We start from the raw sequence: 16159 nt of genomic DNA, 5'->3' as shown, positions 1-16159 counted from the left end.
AAAGTGCCGCCTTCCACAGTCTCGTTATAGGACGAAACGACATCGAGCCGCCGTCCTTAGGTCTTCGCCATGACATGACGGTCGCGCTCGTTTTTCAAGCTGCGCCGCATGCCGGTTCATCAGCCGAGCCCAGCCAAGAGGCTTTACAAAAAAACCGCGGCGAAAACTGCTCTTTAAAGCGGCCTTCGTCTTGGCGTTCGTAACCGGAGCATCGGTCGGTCCTCGTATTCCGACCAGTGCCCCAGCGGCTGTCAATTTTTCTCCCCTCCCCACAGCCACGCTTATGACTTAGGCTGCAAAGGACAGACAAGCTTCCTCGTTCCGCCAGCGTTGCCGCTTACGGTCTTAACTCGTCAACTGTTTGAAAAAACGGGGCTGAACTGCTCCGTCACAAGGGACAAAAATCATCCACTCCGCCTTTAGTGGCAGTGTTCGCCGAAGCCGTTTCAGATGATGTCCGCGCCCCTTGTTGAAATGCATTTAGGCAGGATCGAACGCAGATATCAACGATGAATTTTACACAAAATTAAGAGGCAGCCATTGACTCGTGAAGCCGTTTTTGACTGTCACATGGCCTTCAAAAAAGAATCGCTGTTGAATCAAGGAGATTCCCGTTCAGCGCGATTCTCACAGGTTTCAAAACAAAAAAATAAAAAAATCCCTTGACTCACTTGTGAGCCGGCAACGCGTCACGCAGATCACCCAGCGCTGAGATATCCTGCCGCAAGCCTTTGTTTTCAAATGTGTATTTCTGTCACGTCACTGACATGATCAGCCGGCTACATTTTAGCATTATGGCGTTTTTTTGGCCGAATCCAAAAAGCCCGGCACAAGGCCGGGCTCAAGTCTAACGATTAAATCGTTAAGGAAAAATTACGCTGTCGGGGCCGAGAGAGCCTTCACACGCTTGGCAAGACGCGAAACCTTGCGGGAAGCGGTGTTGGCGTGAAGCACGCCCTTGGTCGCTGCGCGAGCCAGTTCAGGCTGGGCGGCGATGAAAGCTGCCTTGGCGAGATCTGCATCACCCGATGCGATGGCTTCTTCGACCTGACGGACGAAAGTGCGAACGCGCGAGCGACGAGCCTTGTTGACATCGGTGCGGCGGGCGATCTTGCGGGTCGCTTTTTTCGCCGAGCTGGTATTGGCCATGTATGCCTCTCTTAGAATTCAAACACAGCTCCGTCACTGCAGCGCGGGCCCTGCGGCCACTTCATCCAGCAATGCGGGAGCAATTGCGGAAAACCAGAGCGGCTTTCCAAACTGTGGCGGGCATATAACTGGAATGAGCCGCGCCGTCAACGCGGATTCTCGTCAAAGGCTCGTAATTCCGAATTCCGCCCCTCACCGGTTCTTGAAGGCCGGCTTACGCTTTTCGACAAAGGCGGTCATCCCCTCCTTCTGATCCTCCGTGGCGAACAGGCTATGGAAAAGGCGGCGCTCGAAGCGCAAGCCCTCTTCCAGCGTGGTTTCCAAGGCGCGGTTCACCGCCTCCTTGGCCATCAGCACCGAGGGACGAGAGAGCGAGGCGATCTTGGCGGCGGCGGCCAGTGCCTCGTCCAGCAGCTTGTCGGCCGCCACGACGCGAGACACCAGGCCCGAGCGTTCAGCCTCTGCTGCGTCCATCATCCGGCCGGTCAGCACCAGATCCATCGCCTTCGCCTTGCCGACGGCGCGTGTCAGGCGCTGCGAGCCGCCCATGCCGGGGATGATGCCGAGCGTGATTTCCGGCTGACCGAACTTCGCCGTCTCGGCGGCAATGATGAAATCGCACATCATGGCCAGCTCGCAGCCGCCACCGAGTGCGAAACCGCTGACGGCGGCAATCACGGGCTTACGCGCCCTGGCGATCTCGTCCCAGCCGCTCATCAAGTCGCCCTTGTAGACGTCAACGAAATCGAGCGGCTGCATTTCCTTGATATCGGCGCCGGCTGCGAAGGCCTTTTCCGAGCCGGTGAGCACGATCGCGCCGATCGCATCATCAAGATGGAAGGCGGCATAGGCCTGCTTCAGCTCGGCAAGCACCGTGGAATTCAGCGCGTTCAGCGCCTGCGGCCGATTGAGCCGGATGAGGCCGACAGCCCCATGAGTTTCGACGATCAGGGTTTCGTAAGCCACTTGTCTCTCCCTTCAATCAGCTTTGGCAGGCGGCGCAATAGAAAGAAGAGCGCCCTGCCTGGACGATGCGGCTGACCGTACCGCCGCAACCCGGCGTGCCGCAAGGCTGGGCTTCGCGGTCATAGACGGAAAAGGAATGCTGGAAATAGCCAAGCGACCCATCCGTCTGGATATGATCACGCAACGACGAGCCGCCTGCCGCGATCGCGTCGGCGATGACAGCGCGGATCGCGGCCACCAGCCTCAACAGCTCCTCCTTCGGGCCGCCGGTGTCGGTGACCAGCGTGCCGGCGGCGCGCAGGGGCGACAGATGAGAGCGCCACAGCGCCTCGCAGACATATATATTGCCGAGGCCGGCGATATTCTTCTGATCCAGCAGCGCGCTCTTCAGCGGCTGCGCCTTGCCGGCGAAGCGTTCGGCCAGATAGTCGGCGCCCAGTTCGTTGCCGGTGGGTTCCGGGCCAAGATCGCGGAAGAAGGGGTGGCTGGCGATATCGGCTCGCCTGACGACATCCATGAAGCCGAAGCGACGCGGATCGTTGTAGATCACGCGCGCGTCACCGCCTGCACCCGCCAGATGGAAGACGACATGATCGTGCTTCTCGTCCTTGGAACGCGGATGGTGGAATGCTCCGGGCGTCTCCGCCGACGGGCCGGCCTCGATCCGGAACGAACCGGACATGCCGAGATGCGCGACGATCGTCATGCCGTCATCGAGGTCGATCAGCAGATATTTGGCGCGGCGCGACAGCGACGTGATGCCGCGCCCCGAGACCGCTTGCGAGAAGCCGGCCGGGAACGGAAAGCGCAGATCGCCGCGGCGCAGTTCCAGCTCTTTCAACAGGGCGCCCTCCATGGAAGGCGCCAGCCCTCGTCTGACGGTCTCGACCTCTGGTAATTCCGGCATGGCTATCCATCTTTATGTTTCAACCGCTTATGATCTGGGCTATAGCCCAAGGGCATTGCGGCTGGTGATCTGGCTGATGAGATAGCGTGGCAAACGCGATTTCGCTATGGTCCGCCGCTGAATACTGCGTAATTCCTTAGATCGGAATCGATTTAAGGATAAAATTATGCAGCAAATTTAAAGGGCTACAGCGACCTTTGCGCGTCACATATGACACGCGGCGCTATAGTGTAACGGAGTTGAGCCGATGGCAGACAGCCGCACCTCCGCCGATGGCGGCATGGAAACATCCTATGGCTTTCGCGAAGTGGCCGATGGCGAAAAGCAGGGCCTCGTCAACGAGGTGTTCCACAAGGTTGCCAAGCGCTACGATGTCATGAACGACGTCATGTCCATGGGCCTGCACCGGGCCTGGAAGGACGCCATGATCGCAGCGCTCAACCCGCGCAAGGATGCGACCTACAAGGTCCTCGACGTTGCCGGCGGCACGGGCGACATCGCCTTCCGCATCGTCGAAGCCTCGAACCGGCTGGCGCATGCGACGGTGCTCGACATCAACGGCTCGATGCTCGGCGTCGGCGCGGAACGCGCGGAAAAGAAGAAGCTCTCCGACAATCTCACCTTCGTCGAAGCGAATGCCGAGGAACTGCCCTTCGAGCCCAACTCGTTCGACGCCTATACGATCGCCTTCGGCATCCGCAACGTCCCTCATATCGACGTGGCGCTGAAGGAAGCCTATCGCGTGCTGAAGCGCGGCGGCCGGCTGCTGGTGCTCGAATTCTCCGAGGTCGACCTGCCGCTGCTCGACCGCGTCTATGACGCCTGGTCCTTCAACGCCATTCCGCGCTTCGGCAAGGCGATCACCGGCGAGGCCGAGCCCTATCAGTATCTGGTGGAATCGATCCGCAAATTCCCGAACCAGCAGGATTTTGCGACGATGATCGGCGAGGCCGGCTTCTCGCGCGTGAGCTTCACCAACTATACCGGCGGCATCGCCGCCCTGCACTCCGGCTGGAAGCTCTAAAGCATGATGTCGAGCCATGTGACGCGGTCGACGGCCTCCATTTCCCGAGACCTTGAGACGCTATGAGTGCTTTCAACGCATATTTCGGCCTTCTCAGGGTCGGCTGGGTGCTGGTGCGCGAGGGCGTGGTCATTGCGCTTCCCTCGGAAGGCCTGCCGCCTTCCGTCAGCCTCGCCAAATCCTTCGTCGGTATCTTTGCCCGCAAGAGTGCCAAGAACCAGGCCCGCAGCGACCGGCTTTCCAAAGCTGTCGAACGGCTCGGGCCGTCCTATGTGAAGATCGGCCAGTTCCTGGCGACGCGGCCCGACGTCGTTGGCGTCGACATGGCCAACGACCTGTCGCAGCTGCAGGACCGCATGGCCTTCTTTCCCCATGCCGCCGCGAAATCATCGATCGAAGGCTCACTCGGCCGCAAACTCGACGAGCTTTATGTCAGTTTTGGCGAACCAATCGCGGCCGCCTCCATCGCCCAGGTGCATCCGGCCGAGGTAGAGACGCCGGGGGGGACCAAGCGCGTTGCCGTCAAGGTGATCCGTCCCGGCGTTCGCCAGCGTTTCGTAAACGATATCAAGGCGATGTATCTCGTCGCCAACCTGCAGGAGCGCTTCCTTCCCTCCAGTCGGCGCCTCAGGCCCGTCGAGGTGACGCGGACGCTCGAGCAGACCACCAAGGTCGAGATGGATCTGCGCCTGGAGGCGGCGGCCCTTTCCGAAATCGCTGAAAATACCGAGAAAGACCCGGGCTTCCGCGTCCCCAAGGTCGATTGGGAGCGCACCGGCCGCGACGTCATCACCATGGAGTGGATCGACGGCGTCAAGATGTCAGATGTCGAGGGGCTGAAAGCCGCCGGGCACGATCTCAACACGCTCGCCGATACGCTGATCCAATCCTTCCTTCGCCATACGCTGCGCGACGGCTTCTTCCACGCCGACATGCATCCCGGCAATCTCTTCGTCGATGCCGCCGGCACGATCGTCGCCGTCGACATGGGCATTGTCGGCCGCCTCGGCAACAAGGAACGCCGTTTCCTCGCCGAGATCCTCTATGGCTTCATCACCCGCGATTACGTCCGCGTCGCCGAGGTGCATTTCGAGGCAGGCTATGTGCCCGCTCATCACAATACGGAGAGTTTCGCACAGGCGATCCGCGCCATCGGCGAGCCGATCCATGGTCAGCCGGCCGAGACGATCTCCATGGGCAAGCTGCTGACACTGCTCTTCGAAGTAACCCAACTCTTCGACATGGAGACACGGCCGGAGCTGGTTATGCTGCAGAAGACCATGGTCGTGGTCGAGGGCGTGTCACGCATGCTCAATCCGCGCTTCAACATGTGGAAGGCTTCGGAACCCGTCGTCGGAGACTGGATCCGCACCAATCTCGGCCCGAAGCGCATCGTAACCGACCTCAAGGACGGTTTGAAGGCGGCCTTGAAACTCGCCGAGGCAGCGCCCGAAATTGCCGCCAAGACGGAGAAATTCCATCACGAATTGCTGCGCATGAGCGAGAACGGTCTTCGCTTCGACCCGCAGACCACAGAGGCGATCGGCAAGGCGGAGGCCAAGCACAGCCGCTCCGGCCGCCTCGCGCTATGGGTGATCGCGCTGACGCTCCTCTATATCGCCTGGCAACTGAGCTGACCTTCAGCGCTCCCTGGCGCTCGCGCATCTGCGAAGATTGCCGCCATTGATGCGAGAGGTAATCACTTCCTCCTGCACGCGCTTTGCTTGGCGATGACAACATACCCGTGCAAACACCGAGTTGCATCGCAGCCGGACTCGCCTCAAAATTCAAAGCGCCGCCGAATGAGGTGTTCGTCATTTGGGATATCCCATTTGCGATAAGGCTCGCATAGCCTTGCGAAAAAGGAGAACAAGGACAATGGAGCGTCAGAGAGCCGGCATCGAACTCACCGGGCAACCCTTGGGGTTCAGCGATCTGGTGCGGATCGGCGCTGGCACCGCCATGCCTTCGGCATCGGAAAGCGGCATGGCGCGGGTGCGCCTGGCGCGCGGCGTTCTCGAAAGCACGATCCAGTCCGGCATGCCGGTCTACGGCTCCACGACCGGCGTCGGGGCCATGAAGGATGTCGAATGGTCGCCGGAAGATCTCGATGCCTTCAATCTAGGCCTGGTGCGCGCCCATCATTTCGGCACCGGCGCACCCTTTTCCATGTCGGTCGTGCGCAATGCCATGGCGATCCGCGTCAACACGGCGCTAACAGGTCAAGTCGGCTGCTCGCCGGGGCTGATCGACGCCTATCTTCAGCTTCTGCATACGGATGTCATTCCCGTGGTTCGCCGTACCGGCTCGATCGGTTGCGCCGATATCGGCCTGATGGGCCAGATCGGCGCGGTACTGACCGGGGTCGGCGAGGCGGTCTATCGCGGCCGGCGCATGCAGGCGGCCGATGCCTTTACCGCTGCCGGTATCAATCCGGTGAAGATGCTGCCGCGTGACAGCCTCGCCTCGCTCAGCGTCAATGCCGTGAGCTTCGCGGCGGCGGCGGAGACCACCCGCAATGCCGCCTCCTCGATCCGCGTGCTGCTGGCGACCAGCATGATGGCAGCCGGCGCGCTCGGGGCCTCGCGTGATCCCTGGTATGCGGTGCGTCATGTCGGCACGGCGCGCGAAGCGCTGATCGGCGCATGGCTCTGCAACGCTTCGGACGAATGGCCGTGGCCCGTCGCAACGCATGTGCAGGATCCTTTGAGCCTGCGCATGATCGCCCAAGTCTACGGCGCTGTCATCGAGAACCTGCTGACCGCGGGCCACAAGATCCTGGCCGCCACCGGCCGTTCCGACGACAATCCCGTCATCGTCGACGGGCGCGTCATGACGTCGGGAGGCTCGCTGCCGCTCGACGTCACCATCCTTCTCGAGGCCGCCGTCATCTGCATGGCGCACGCCGCTCGCAATGCCTTCAACCACTGCGTCCTGCTCGGCAACGGCCAGCGGCGCGGCCTGCCGGTCAATCTCGTGCCGGAAGGCAGGATCGCGACCGGCTTCGGCCCGATCATCAAGCTCGCAGGCGAGATCTTTTCGCGCGTCCTGTCCATGTCCAACCCGGTCTCGGCGCAATCGCTGGTGGTCGCGGCCGGCATGGAGGACGAGGCGGCCTTCCTGCCGCTCGTCATCGAACGTTTCGAGCGGCAGACGCGGGCACTGAAGCGCCTTGCTGCATTGGAAGCACTGCTTTCGGCCCAGGCGATGGATATTCTCGGCGACAAGCCGGAAGGCGTCGCGCGCATGCTCTACGAGGTGGTGCGCAAGCATGCGGATTTCTATGTGGTCGACCGGCCGCTTTCGGCAGAAGTCGAGGCGATCGAAGAGGAACTTGCGTCCGAGGCCTTCGTTTCAGAAATGATCGCCCACAAGCCGATCCTTGCCTATGATGATTTCTTCGCGCTCGGCTCGCTGGAGCGGCTCGAGGAACGGCTTTATCGCGACACCGTCGTTATCTGAACCAACCGATAAGCGGAGAGAACGCACATGGCGGATTTCGATCTTGTTCTGCAGGGCACCGTGGTTTTGCCCGAGCGCATCGTGGAAGCGGGTTATGTCGCAGTCCGCGACGGCAGGATCGCCGAGATCGGCATCGGCGTGCCGCCGGCGGCGCGTGAGCGGCATCTGCTCGGCAAGGCGCTGATCCTGCCCGGCGCGATCGACGCACAGGTGCATTCGCTCTCGCAGAAGGATCAGGAGGATTTCATCTGGTCAACCCGCTCGGCAGCGGCCGGCGGCGTGACCACCATCGTCGACATGCCCTATGACGAAGGCAATCTGGTCTGCTCCGCCGCAGCGGTGAAAAAGAAGATCGATCATGCCTCGCCGCAGGCCCGCGTCGATTTCGCCCTCTATGGCACGATCGACCCGGAAGAAGGCCCGGCGCGCATCGCCGAAATGGTCGAGGCCGGCGTCGCGGCCTTCAAGTTCTCCACCTTCGGCACGGACCCCAAGCGTTTCCCGCGCATCCCGCCTGCCCTGCTCGACGCCTGCTTTGCGGCGATCGCGCCGACCGGGCTGACCGCGGGCGTGCACAATGAGGATGACGAAGCCGTTCGGACCTACATGGAGCAGGTGAAAGCCAGCGGCGTGACAGACTATCGCGCCCATGGGCTCTCGCGGCCGCCGATCACCGAGCTGCTTGCCATGCACACGATCTTCGAGACGGGCGCCGACACCGGCTGCCCGGCCCATGTCGTGCACTGCTCGCTCGGCCGCGGCTACGACATCGCGCGTGCCTATCGCCGCGACGGCTTCGAGGCGACGGTTGAATGCTGCATCCACTATCTGACGCTCGACGAGGAAAACGATGTTCGACGCCTCGGCGGTAAGGCGAAAATAAATCCGCCGATCCGCCCGCGCGCCGAAGTGGAAACCTTGTGGCGCAAGGTGGCGGAAGGCAATGTCTGGCTGGTTTCGACCGACCACGTCAGCTGGTCGGAAAACCGCAAGAACAATCCGGATATGCTGGCGAATGCTTCCGGCGTGCCGGGACTGGAGGTCATGGTGCCGCTCTTCGTAAAGGGTGCTCTGGAGCGCGGCGTGCCACTGACCTGGGCGGCGAAGCTCATGGCGGAAAATCCGGCCAGGCACTTCCGCCTCGACCATATCAAGGGCGCACTGACACCGGGCAAGGATGCCGATATCGTCGTGCTGGAACCGCGCGAGATGATCTATGACGCAGCGGCAAGCGGCAACAACGTCGTCGGCTGGAGCCCCTATCATGGCATCCGCCTGCCCTGGACGGTATCCGCCGCTTACCTTAGAGGCAGAAAGATTACCGAGGGACAGAAGGTGTTGGCCGAACCCGGCTCCGGCAGCTTCGTGCGTCCCTTGCCTCGCCAAATCTTTGCCGGAGAAGCCGCCCGATGAACCAACTGAAGCGCCACAACCTGCCCGTCAACGCCGACCGCATCGCCGAGGACATCGACGCGCTGGCCGGCATTACCGAGCCCGGGCACCCCTGGACACGCCGGGCCTTCTCACCGCTCTTTCTGGAAGGCCGCGCTTACATCGAGGCGCGCATGAAGGCAGCCGGGCTGGAGACGCGCATCGACGCCGGCGGCAACCTGATCGGCAGGCGCGCCGGCGCAAAACCCGGCCTCGGTACGATCCTTGTGGGATCGCATTCCGACACCGTTCCCGATGGCGGCCGGTTCGACGGCATTGCCGGCACGATCGCGGCGCTGGAAGTCGCCCGCTCCCTGAAGGGTCGCGATATCCAGCTGGACCACGATCTGGAGATCGTCGATTTCCTGGCGGAGGAAGTCAGCATCTTCGGCGTCTCCTGCATCGGCAGCCGCGGCATGACCGGGCAGATACCGGAGGCATGGCTCACCCGCACCAGCGGCGAGCGCACCCTTGCGCAGGGCATTGCGGAAGTCGGCGGCGATCCCGCCGTGCTGCTCGCGCAGAAACGTCCCGATCTCGCCGGCTTCCTCGAACTGCACATCGAGCAGGGCCCCGTGCTGGAAGCCGAGAACAAGGATATCGGCATCGTCACCGCGATTGCCGGCATCACCCGCATCGAAATCACCGTCGAAGGCCGCGCCGACCATGCCGGCACGACGCCGATGGATCGCCGTGCCGATGCGCTTGTCGCAGCTTCCCAGCTTGTGCTCGATATCAGGGAGCGGGCGGCCGAGCAGGCGAAGACGCCAGGCCATTTTGCGGCCACGGTCGGCGAATTCCGCATCGAGCCGAATGCCGCCAATGTCGTGCCGTCTAAGGTGGTGCTGCTGATCGACGGCCGTGCCGAAATTCGCGGCGACATGGAACAGTTCCTGACCTGGATCGATGGCGCGGTGCAAAAGATAGCGACGGCTTACGGTGTGACGATCAAGCCACCTGTCCGCGTCTCAGACAATTTTCCGACGCCGGGCGATCCGAACCTGCTCGAAACGCTCGAGCGCGCTTGTGAAACCGTCGGCGCCAAGCATCGCCGCATGGCCTCGGGCGCCGGTCACGATACCGCCTGGATCGCCAAGGTCGCGCCTGCCGCCATGATCTTCGTGCCCTGCAAGGAAGGCCGCAGCCACTGCGCCGAGGAATGGGCCGAGAATGACGATATCGCCATGGGCGCCGCCGTGCTCTTCGAAGCCGTGCGCGACATGGATAAAAGCCTCAAACAGAACCGGGAGTAGCCAATGGGACGCGTACTCGTTGCCAAGGATGTGGAAGCGGCCGTCAAGGGTGGTTCCGTTTATGCCGCCGGTGGCGGCGGCTGGGCCGATCACGGCCGCATGCTCGGCTATGCCGCAGTCAATGTCGGCAAGCCGGAGCTGGTGTCGATCGACGAGCTTAACGACAATGACTGGATCGCGACGGCAGCCGCCATCGGCGCGCCGGCCTCCACGACCCCCTGGGAAATGCAGGGCATAGACTACGTCAAGGCAGCGCAGCTACTCCAGGACGAACTCGGCGAAAAGCTCTCCGGCCTGATCATCGGCCAGAACGGTAAGTCGTCGACGCTGAACGGCTGGCTGCCGTCGGCCATCCTGGGCACCAAGGTGGTGGATGCGGTCGGCGATATCCGCGCCCATCCCACAGGCGACATGGGGTCGATCGGCATGGCAGGTTCGCCCGAGCAGATGATCCAGACCGCTGTCGGCGGCAATCGCGCCGAGAACCGCTATATCGAACTCGTGGTGAAGGGTGCGACGGCGAAGATCTCGCCGATCCTGCGCGCGGCTTCCGACCAATCCGGCGGCTTCATCGCCTCCTGCCGCAACCCGCTGCGCGCCTCCTATGTCCGCACGCATGCGGCGCTGGGCGGCATCTCCATGGCGCTCTCGCTTGGCGAGGCTATCATCGAGGCGGAAAAGAAGGGCGGCAGCGCCGTCATCGACGCCATCTGCAAGACGACCGGTGGCCATATCCTTGCCGAGGGCACGATCACCAGGAAGGATGTTGTCTATACGAAGGAAGCCTTCGATATCGGCACCATCGCGGTCGGCTCCGGCGAGAAGGCCGTGGTCATGCATGTGATGAACGAATACATGGCCGTCGAAGATACCAATGGTAAGCGCCTCGCGACATTCCCCTCCGTCATCACCACGCTCTCGCCGGAAGGCGAGCCCTTGAGCGTCGGCCAATTGCATGAGGGGATGAACGTCTTCATCCTGCATGTGCCGATGGACATCATTCCGCTTTCCGCCAGCGTGCTCGACCCCACCGTCTACCCTTCCGTCGAAAAGGCGATGGGGATCGAGATCGCGAAATACGCCTTGGCGGGCAAGAAGAGCTGAGGAGCGCGGAGGCTTAAATGGCCCGTGACGCCGGTCTCGAAGAATTGCTGAGAGAAGAGCTCGGGCAGCGGCCCGGGCTTAGCGAGAAAGCGATGTTCGGCGGCTGGGCCTTTCTGCTCAACGGCCACCTCCTTTGCGGCGCGCGCGAAGACGGTCTGCTGATACGCCTCGGCAAGGGCAACGACGCCTGGGCGCTGGAGCTGCACGACATCAAGCCCATGCTGTCAGGTGGCCGTGAAATACAGGGCTGGGTGCGCGCCGGGCCGGAAGCCTATGGCAACGACATGCTGCGCAAGCGGCTGCTTCTTGCCGCGCTGGACTTCGTCGAAGGCCTGCCGCCGAAATGAATGACTATCGGCGCCGCCCTCTTCTCCCCAGCGGGGAGAAGATGCCCGTCAGGACAGATGAGGGGTGAGCGACGAAGGAGTGAACGTCTGAGGGAGAAGCAAAGACGGCATATGCCGCACTACCCCCTCATCCGACCCTTCGGGCCACCTTCTCCCTAGCGGGGAGAAGGAGAACCACCAAACCAGAGGTAAGAGCAACCATGCCGAAAGCCAATCCACGTCATCCGAAATTCCCTATACCGGGCGGTCCGGAGCTGCGCGCCAAGGGCTGGCGGCAGGAAGCGTTGCTGCGCCTGCTCGAAAACGTGCTCTCTGTCGGCGAAGATCCGGACAACCTCGTCGTCTATGCCGCGCTCGGCAAGGCGGCGCGCAACTGGGCGGCGCACAAGGGCATCGTCAAGGCCCTGACCGAGATGGATGAGAATCAGACGCTGCTCATTCAATCCGGTAAGCCGATCGGGCTGGTGCGCACGCATGACAAGGCGCCGCTGGTCATCATGGCGAATTGCAACATCGTCGGGCAGTGGGCGAAGGCGGAAGTCTTCTATGAACTGCAGCGCAAAGGCCTGATCTGCTGGGGCGGTCTGACGGCCGGCGCCTGGCAATATATCGGCAGCCAGGGCGTCATCCAGGGCACCTACGAAATCTTCATGCGCATCGCCGAGCGCCGCTTCGGCGGCGATCTTTTCGGCCGCTTCGTTTTGACTGCCGGGCTTGGCGGCATGGGTGGCGCGCAGCCGCTGGCGGGCCGCATGGCGGGTGCTGCCATCCTCTGTGTCGATATCGACGCAGAGCGGGCGAAGAAGCGCCAGGAGATCGGCTATCTGCAGGAGATCGCGCCGGACCTCGATTCCGCGCTGGCGATGATCGATGCTGCGGTCAAGGAGAAGCGGGCGCTCTCGGTCGGCCTCGTCGGCAACGCCGCGGAGATCTATCCCGAGATCGCAAGGCGCGGCATCGTGCCCGATATCGTCACCGACCAGACATCGGCCCATGACCTCGTCTATGGCTATGTGCCGAAGGGCATGAGCCTGCAACAGGTCAAAGACCTGCGCGACGACGGCCAGGGCCAGCTCATGGCGGCAAGCCGCGCCTCGATCGTCGAGCATGTGAAGGCCATGCTCGATTTCCAGAGACAAGGCTCGGAAGTCTTCGACAACGGCAACCTGATCCGCACCCAGGCGAAGGAAGGCGGCGTGGCGAATGCCTTCGATATCCCGATCTTCACCGAAGCCTATCTGCGTCCGCTCTTCTGCCGCGCCATCGGCCCCTTCCGCTGGATGGCGCTTTCGGGCGAGGAAAGCGATATCGCCCGCATCGACGACCTGCTGCTGGAAATGTTCCCGGACAACAAGATCGTCACCAACTGGATCCGCCTTGCCCGCGAGCACGTGCCCTTCGAGGGGTTGCCGGCGCGTATTGCATGGCTCGGCCATGGCGAACGCACGGCACTTGCCCGGCGCGTCAACGAGCTTGTGGCAAGCGGCGAGCTGAAAGGCCCGATCGCCTTTTCGCGCGACCATCTCGACGCCGGCGCGATGGCACATCCGAACATCATGACTGAAGGCATGAAGGACGGCTCCGACGCTATCGCCGACTGGCCGTTGATCGACGCCATGATGCTCTGCTCGTCCATGGCCGATCTCGTGGTCGTCCATTCCGGCGGCGGCGGCTATGCCGGCTACATGACGAGCTGCGGCGTTACCGTGGTTGCCGATGGCACGCCGGCCGCCGACGAGCGGCTCGACCACGCGCTCACCAACGACACGGCGCTCGGCGTCATGCGCTATGCCGACGCGGGCTATGAGGAGGCCCTGGACGAAGTGGCGAAAAAGGATGTGCCCTATATCCGTCTTGGATGAGCACATCTGTTCTTCGGAACAGTGACCGACTATGGTCCCGGGCAATTCGAAATGACCTGTTTTACACGCAACTCCGGGCGGAAGACCGCCACACACTTTTCCTGGAATTGCTTTGGAGAGTTGCCCGTGATCCCCTGGACCCTGCTCGACACTGCGAAAATCCCCGGCGGCGGCGAGCTGCGGCTGAAGCAGCGCGGCCAGGAATTTTCCATCATGCTCGGCACCAACGAGCTGATGAACAGCCGCCTCAGCGGCTCGGAACGCGCGCTTGCCACGCTCTCCTGCGAAAAGATCAAGGCCCGGAAAGCGCCGCATGTGCTGATCGGCGGCCTCGGCATGGGGTTTACCTTGCGTGCGGCCCTCGGCGAGTTGGGTGCGGACGCCAAGGTGACGGTCGCGGAACTGGTTCCGGCCGTCGTTGCCTGGGCGCGCGGACCGATGGCCACCGTGTTCGACGGCTGCCTCGACGATCCGCGCGTTGCCATTCACGAAGGCGATGTGCGCCCGCTCATCGGTACCGCAAAGGCGGTCTATGACGCCATCCTCCTCGATGTCGACAATGGTCCTGACGGCATCACGCAGGAGGCCAATGACGGCCTCTACGATTATCGGGGCCTCAAGGCCGCCCATAATGCGCTGCGCCCGAGCGGCATTCTCGCCGTTTGGTCTTCCGGACCCGACGAACGCTTCACACGGCGCCTGCGCGATAGCGGCTTTGCCGCTGAGGTGGTCAACACCCGCGCCAATGGCAAGAGCGGCGCGCGTCACGTTATTTGGCTGGCGACGAAAGCCTAGAGCATTTCCAGGAAAAGTGCGTAGCGGTTTTCCGTCTGGAATGCGTAAAGAAACAAAAGGATAGAGCATTTTCGCGATTCGAAGAAAAGCGAAAACGCTCTAGCTCCGCACCCACTAAAGATAGCGCGTTTCCTCCGGCGCCTTGTCAAAACGATCGTCGCGGCCATCGAAATAGCCGACGGGAAGGGAGGCGAGCTCCTCGTCGGTGGCGTCATCCAGGCAGCTGATACTGACCGCATAGAACTTGCCGCCAAGCGCAGGGTTTTCGCCCCAGTTGAAAGAACTGACGCCGCAATTCTTGCAGAAAAGATGATGCAGGATGCGCGGGCCGAACTGATATTCACCGATGCTGTCTTCGCCCGAAACCAAGCGGAAATCGGCGGGTATTGCCACAGCCAGCCAATTGCGCTTCTTCTTGCAGATCGAGCAATTGCACTTGAAGGTGCCGCCCTGCAGGTCGAGATCGGCATCGTAGCTGACGGCGCCGCAATGGCAGCTTCCGTGATAGGTCTTCTTCATCACACTCATCCTTCCCTTGAGGTGGCTTCCGCATAGGCGACGTATTTGTCGAGGGCTTGCTCCCAGCCGCCGGTCTGCAGCTTCAGTTCGGTATCGTCAGGCAGCTCGACCTTGCGGAAGACGAGGCGCGTCTTGTCGCCGAGCTCGTGCAATTCCACCGTGACCTTCATCTGGTGCCCGGGTTTGCCGTGCTGGTCCTCCCAGGCGAAGGTAAAGACGAGACGCTCGGGCGGGACGATCTCGAGATAGCGGCCATGGCTCCAATATTCCTTGCCCTCCGCCGTGAAAATGCAATGCCGCCAGGCTCCCCCTTCCCGCAGATCGACCGAGACGGCTGAGGCCGTCGTGGTCTGCGGACCCCACCAGCGCATCAGATGCTCGGGCTCCGTCCAGAGGCGAAACAGCAAGGTACGCGGCGCGGCAATTTCGCGGGTCAGCACGATCTCGCGCAGCGGGCGCGGGCTCCGGATCTCATTTGTTGCGGTCATCAGCTCCTCCCCGTTGCAAGGCTGCGGCATAGGCTTCCAGGCGATCGAGATTTTCGTTCCAGAATTGGCGATAGCTTTCCAGCCAGTCATCCACCTGCATGAGCGGTTTGGTTTCCAGCCGACATGGACGCCACTGCGCCTCCCTGCCCTTCGAGATCAGGCCGGCTTTCTCCAGCACTTTCAGATGTTTGGAAACGGCAACCAGCGACATGTCGAACGGTTCGGCCAGCTCGGAAACGGAGGCCTCGCCGGTCGTGAGCCGCGCCAGAATGGCCCGGCGGGTCGGATCGGCAAGGGCGGATAGTGTCATGCTCAACGCGTCCATGCAGGTCATAAACCATAAAGTTAATTAACTTATTAGTTTAATATATCCCCGGCCGAGACATGTCAAGTAACCCAAAGCTGGGCTGACTTGCCATGCAAACGAAACGCGAGCTCGACAGCGCGCGTCATCTCAGGAAAGGGGATTGGAAACTTCTATCAGATTGTGATCCGGATCGCGGAAATAGACCGAGAGAATCGGGCCGGTCGCACCGGTCCGGCGTACAGGGCCTTCCTCGATCGCGACGCCTTCGGCCTGCAGATGAACGATGACATCGTCGATCGGCGTGTCGCTGATGAAGCAGAGATCGGCCGAGCCCGGCGTCGGTCGATCGGCTTTCGGTTCGAATTCATGCCCCGCGCGATGCAGATTGATCTTTTGGTTGCCGAAGGCCAGCGCCTTGCGGCCTTCACCGAAAGTCTCCACGCCCATGCCGAGGACACGGGCGTAGAAATCGCAGCTTTGCTCGATGCTCGCGACTGTCAGCACGAGATGATCGAGATGGTCGATGCGGATCATTTTCAGTCTCC

17 protein-coding genes are annotated in these 16159 nt (G+C 62.0%); 10 read left to right on the top strand and 7 right to left on the bottom strand.

The annotated features are described in order from the left end of the window. On the top strand, positions 1-203 hold a 203-nt coding region (locus tag AB8B29_RS19170), incomplete at its 5' end, for a hypothetical protein (protein ID WP_439006665.1). A 670-nt stretch (positions 204-873) separates the two neighbouring features. On the opposite strand, the gene rpsT is transcribed toward AB8B29_RS19170, so the two are convergent. The 3 genes from rpsT to mutM all read right to left on the bottom strand — a co-directional run bounded on the left by rpsT (position 874) and on the right by mutM (position 3022). Next, complete coding sequence (rpsT, locus tag AB8B29_RS19165) at positions 874-1149, bottom strand: 30S ribosomal protein S20 (RefSeq protein WP_037202970.1); 276 nt, start codon at positions 1147-1149, stop codon at positions 874-876. Between the two features lie 192 nt (positions 1150-1341). Then, complete coding sequence (locus AB8B29_RS19160; RefSeq protein ID WP_037202969.1) at positions 1342-2115, bottom strand: enoyl-CoA hydratase; 774 nt, start codon at positions 2113-2115, stop codon at positions 1342-1344. A 16-nt stretch (positions 2116-2131) separates the two neighbouring features. Continuing rightward, positions 2132-3022, bottom strand: coding sequence for a bifunctional DNA-formamidopyrimidine glycosylase/DNA-(apurinic or apyrimidinic site) lyase (gene mutM / locus AB8B29_RS19155; protein WP_112440082.1), 891 nt, complete (start codon positions 3020-3022; stop codon positions 2132-2134). A gap of 247 nt (positions 3023-3269) precedes the next feature. Between mutM and ubiE the strand changes: the two genes are divergently transcribed. From ubiE to AB8B29_RS19110, 9 genes are all read left to right on the top strand, one after another. Continuing rightward, entirely contained in the window at positions 3270-4046 is a 777-nt protein-coding gene (ubiE, locus tag AB8B29_RS19150; RefSeq protein WP_037202967.1) for a bifunctional demethylmenaquinone methyltransferase/2-methoxy-6-polyprenyl-1,4-benzoquinol methylase UbiE, read from the top strand. A gap of 62 nt (positions 4047-4108) precedes the next feature. Beyond that, the gene (gene ubiB / locus AB8B29_RS19145) at positions 4109-5683 is read left to right on the top strand and encodes a 2-polyprenylphenol 6-hydroxylase (protein WP_037202966.1); all 1575 of its coding nucleotides are present in this window, start codon (positions 4109-4111) and stop codon (positions 5681-5683) included. A 241-nt stretch (positions 5684-5924) separates the two neighbouring features. Beyond that, positions 5925-7508 (top strand): aromatic amino acid lyase, encoded by a 1584-nt coding sequence (locus tag AB8B29_RS19140; RefSeq protein ID WP_037202964.1) that lies wholly within the window; start codon positions 5925-5927, stop codon positions 7506-7508. Between the two features lie 27 nt (positions 7509-7535). After that, positions 7536-8921: a dihydroorotase gene (locus AB8B29_RS19135; RefSeq protein WP_037202962.1), complete on the top strand. Its 1386-nt coding sequence runs from the start codon at positions 7536-7538 to the stop codon at positions 8919-8921. After that, positions 8918-10192, top strand: a complete 1275-nt coding sequence (locus AB8B29_RS19130) for a Zn-dependent hydrolase (protein WP_037202961.1) — start codon at positions 8918-8920, stop codon at positions 10190-10192. The genes AB8B29_RS19135 and AB8B29_RS19130 overlap by 4 nt, the downstream gene beginning before the upstream one ends. A 3-nt stretch (positions 10193-10195) precedes the next feature. Next, positions 10196-11296 carry a DUF917 domain-containing protein gene (locus tag AB8B29_RS19125; protein ID WP_092574447.1) on the top strand — a complete coding sequence of 367 codons (1101 nt, stop codon included), beginning with the start codon at positions 10196-10198 and terminating at the stop codon, positions 11294-11296. Between the two features lie 17 nt (positions 11297-11313). Then, positions 11314-11643 carry a TfoX/Sxy family protein gene (locus tag AB8B29_RS19120; protein ID WP_092574448.1) on the top strand — a complete coding sequence of 110 codons (330 nt, stop codon included), beginning with the start codon at positions 11314-11316 and terminating at the stop codon, positions 11641-11643. 200 nt (positions 11644-11843) lie between these two features. After that, complete coding sequence (locus tag AB8B29_RS19115; RefSeq protein ID WP_047556238.1) at positions 11844-13505, top strand: urocanate hydratase; 1662 nt, start codon at positions 11844-11846, stop codon at positions 13503-13505. 126 nt (positions 13506-13631) lie between these two features. Next, complete coding sequence (locus tag AB8B29_RS19110; RefSeq protein WP_047556240.1) at positions 13632-14300, top strand: spermidine synthase; 669 nt, start codon at positions 13632-13634, stop codon at positions 14298-14300. A gap of 114 nt (positions 14301-14414) precedes the next feature. On the opposite strand, the gene AB8B29_RS19105 is transcribed toward AB8B29_RS19110, so the two are convergent. From AB8B29_RS19105 to AB8B29_RS19090, 4 genes are all read right to left on the bottom strand, one after another. Further along, positions 14415-14819, bottom strand: a complete 405-nt coding sequence (locus AB8B29_RS19105; protein ID WP_037202952.1) for a GFA family protein — start codon at positions 14817-14819, stop codon at positions 14415-14417. Positions 14820-14824: 5 nt separating this feature from the next. Then, positions 14825-15307 carry an SRPBCC family protein gene (locus AB8B29_RS19100; RefSeq protein WP_051964460.1) on the bottom strand — a complete coding sequence of 161 codons (483 nt, stop codon included), beginning with the start codon at positions 15305-15307 and terminating at the stop codon, positions 14825-14827. Next, positions 15291-15632, bottom strand: a complete 342-nt coding sequence (locus tag AB8B29_RS19095) for an ArsR/SmtB family transcription factor (protein ID WP_037203309.1) — start codon at positions 15630-15632, stop codon at positions 15291-15293. Before AB8B29_RS19095 ends, AB8B29_RS19100 begins: the two co-directional genes overlap by 17 nt. A 129-nt stretch (positions 15633-15761) precedes the next feature. Further along, entirely contained in the window at positions 15762-16148 is a 387-nt protein-coding gene (locus tag AB8B29_RS19090; RefSeq protein WP_037202951.1) for a VOC family protein, read from the bottom strand. Between the last annotated feature and the right edge of the window lie 11 nt (positions 16149-16159).

It is taken from the genome of Rhizobium sp. 11_C7_N12_5 (assembly GCF_051811145.1).
Lineage (GTDB): Bacteria > Pseudomonadota > Alphaproteobacteria > Rhizobiales > Rhizobiaceae > Rhizobium > Rhizobium lusitanum.
The sequence above is the reverse complement of the archived record's forward strand: the minus strand, read 5'-3'. Positions and strand labels throughout refer to the sequence as shown.

Bases quoted from the DNA above. Each gene is read 5' to 3' on its own strand.
- AB8B29_RS19120 (WP_092574448.1), top strand. From the start codon at position 11,314: ATGGCCCGTGACGCCGGTCTCGAAGAATTGCTGAGAGAAGAGCTCGGG.
- AB8B29_RS19135 (WP_037202962.1), top strand. From the start codon at position 7,536: ATGGCGGATTTCGATCTTGTTCTGCAGGGCACCGTGGTTTTGCCCGAG.
- AB8B29_RS19095 (WP_037203309.1), bottom strand. From the start codon at position 15,632: ATGGACGCGTTGAGCATGACACTATCCGCCCTTGCCGATCCGACCCGC.
- ubiB (WP_037202966.1), top strand. From the start codon at position 4,109: ATGAGTGCTTTCAACGCATATTTCGGCCTTCTCAGGGTCGGCTGGGTG.
- AB8B29_RS19140 (WP_037202964.1), top strand. From the start codon at position 5,925: ATGGAGCGTCAGAGAGCCGGCATCGAACTCACCGGGCAACCCTTGGGG.
- AB8B29_RS19090 (WP_037202951.1), bottom strand. From the start codon at position 16,148: ATGATCCGCATCGACCATCTCGATCATCTCGTGCTGACAGTCGCGAGC.
- AB8B29_RS19100 (WP_051964460.1), bottom strand. From the start codon at position 15,307: ATGACCGCAACAAATGAGATCCGGAGCCCGCGCCCGCTGCGCGAGATC.
- rpsT (WP_037202970.1), bottom strand. From the start codon at position 1,149: ATGGCCAATACCAGCTCGGCGAAAAAAGCGACCCGCAAGATCGCCCGC.
- AB8B29_RS19105 (WP_037202952.1), bottom strand. From the start codon at position 14,819: ATGAAGAAGACCTATCACGGAAGCTGCCATTGCGGCGCCGTCAGCTAC.
- AB8B29_RS19115 (WP_047556238.1), top strand. From the start codon at position 11,844: ATGCCGAAAGCCAATCCACGTCATCCGAAATTCCCTATACCGGGCGGT.
- ubiE (WP_037202967.1), top strand. From the start codon at position 3,270: ATGGCAGACAGCCGCACCTCCGCCGATGGCGGCATGGAAACATCCTAT.
- AB8B29_RS19125 (WP_092574447.1), top strand. From the start codon at position 10,196: ATGGGACGCGTACTCGTTGCCAAGGATGTGGAAGCGGCCGTCAAGGGT.
- mutM (WP_112440082.1), bottom strand. From the start codon at position 3,022: ATGCCGGAATTACCAGAGGTCGAGACCGTCAGACGAGGGCTGGCGCCT.
- AB8B29_RS19130 (WP_037202961.1), top strand. From the start codon at position 8,918: ATGAACCAACTGAAGCGCCACAACCTGCCCGTCAACGCCGACCGCATC.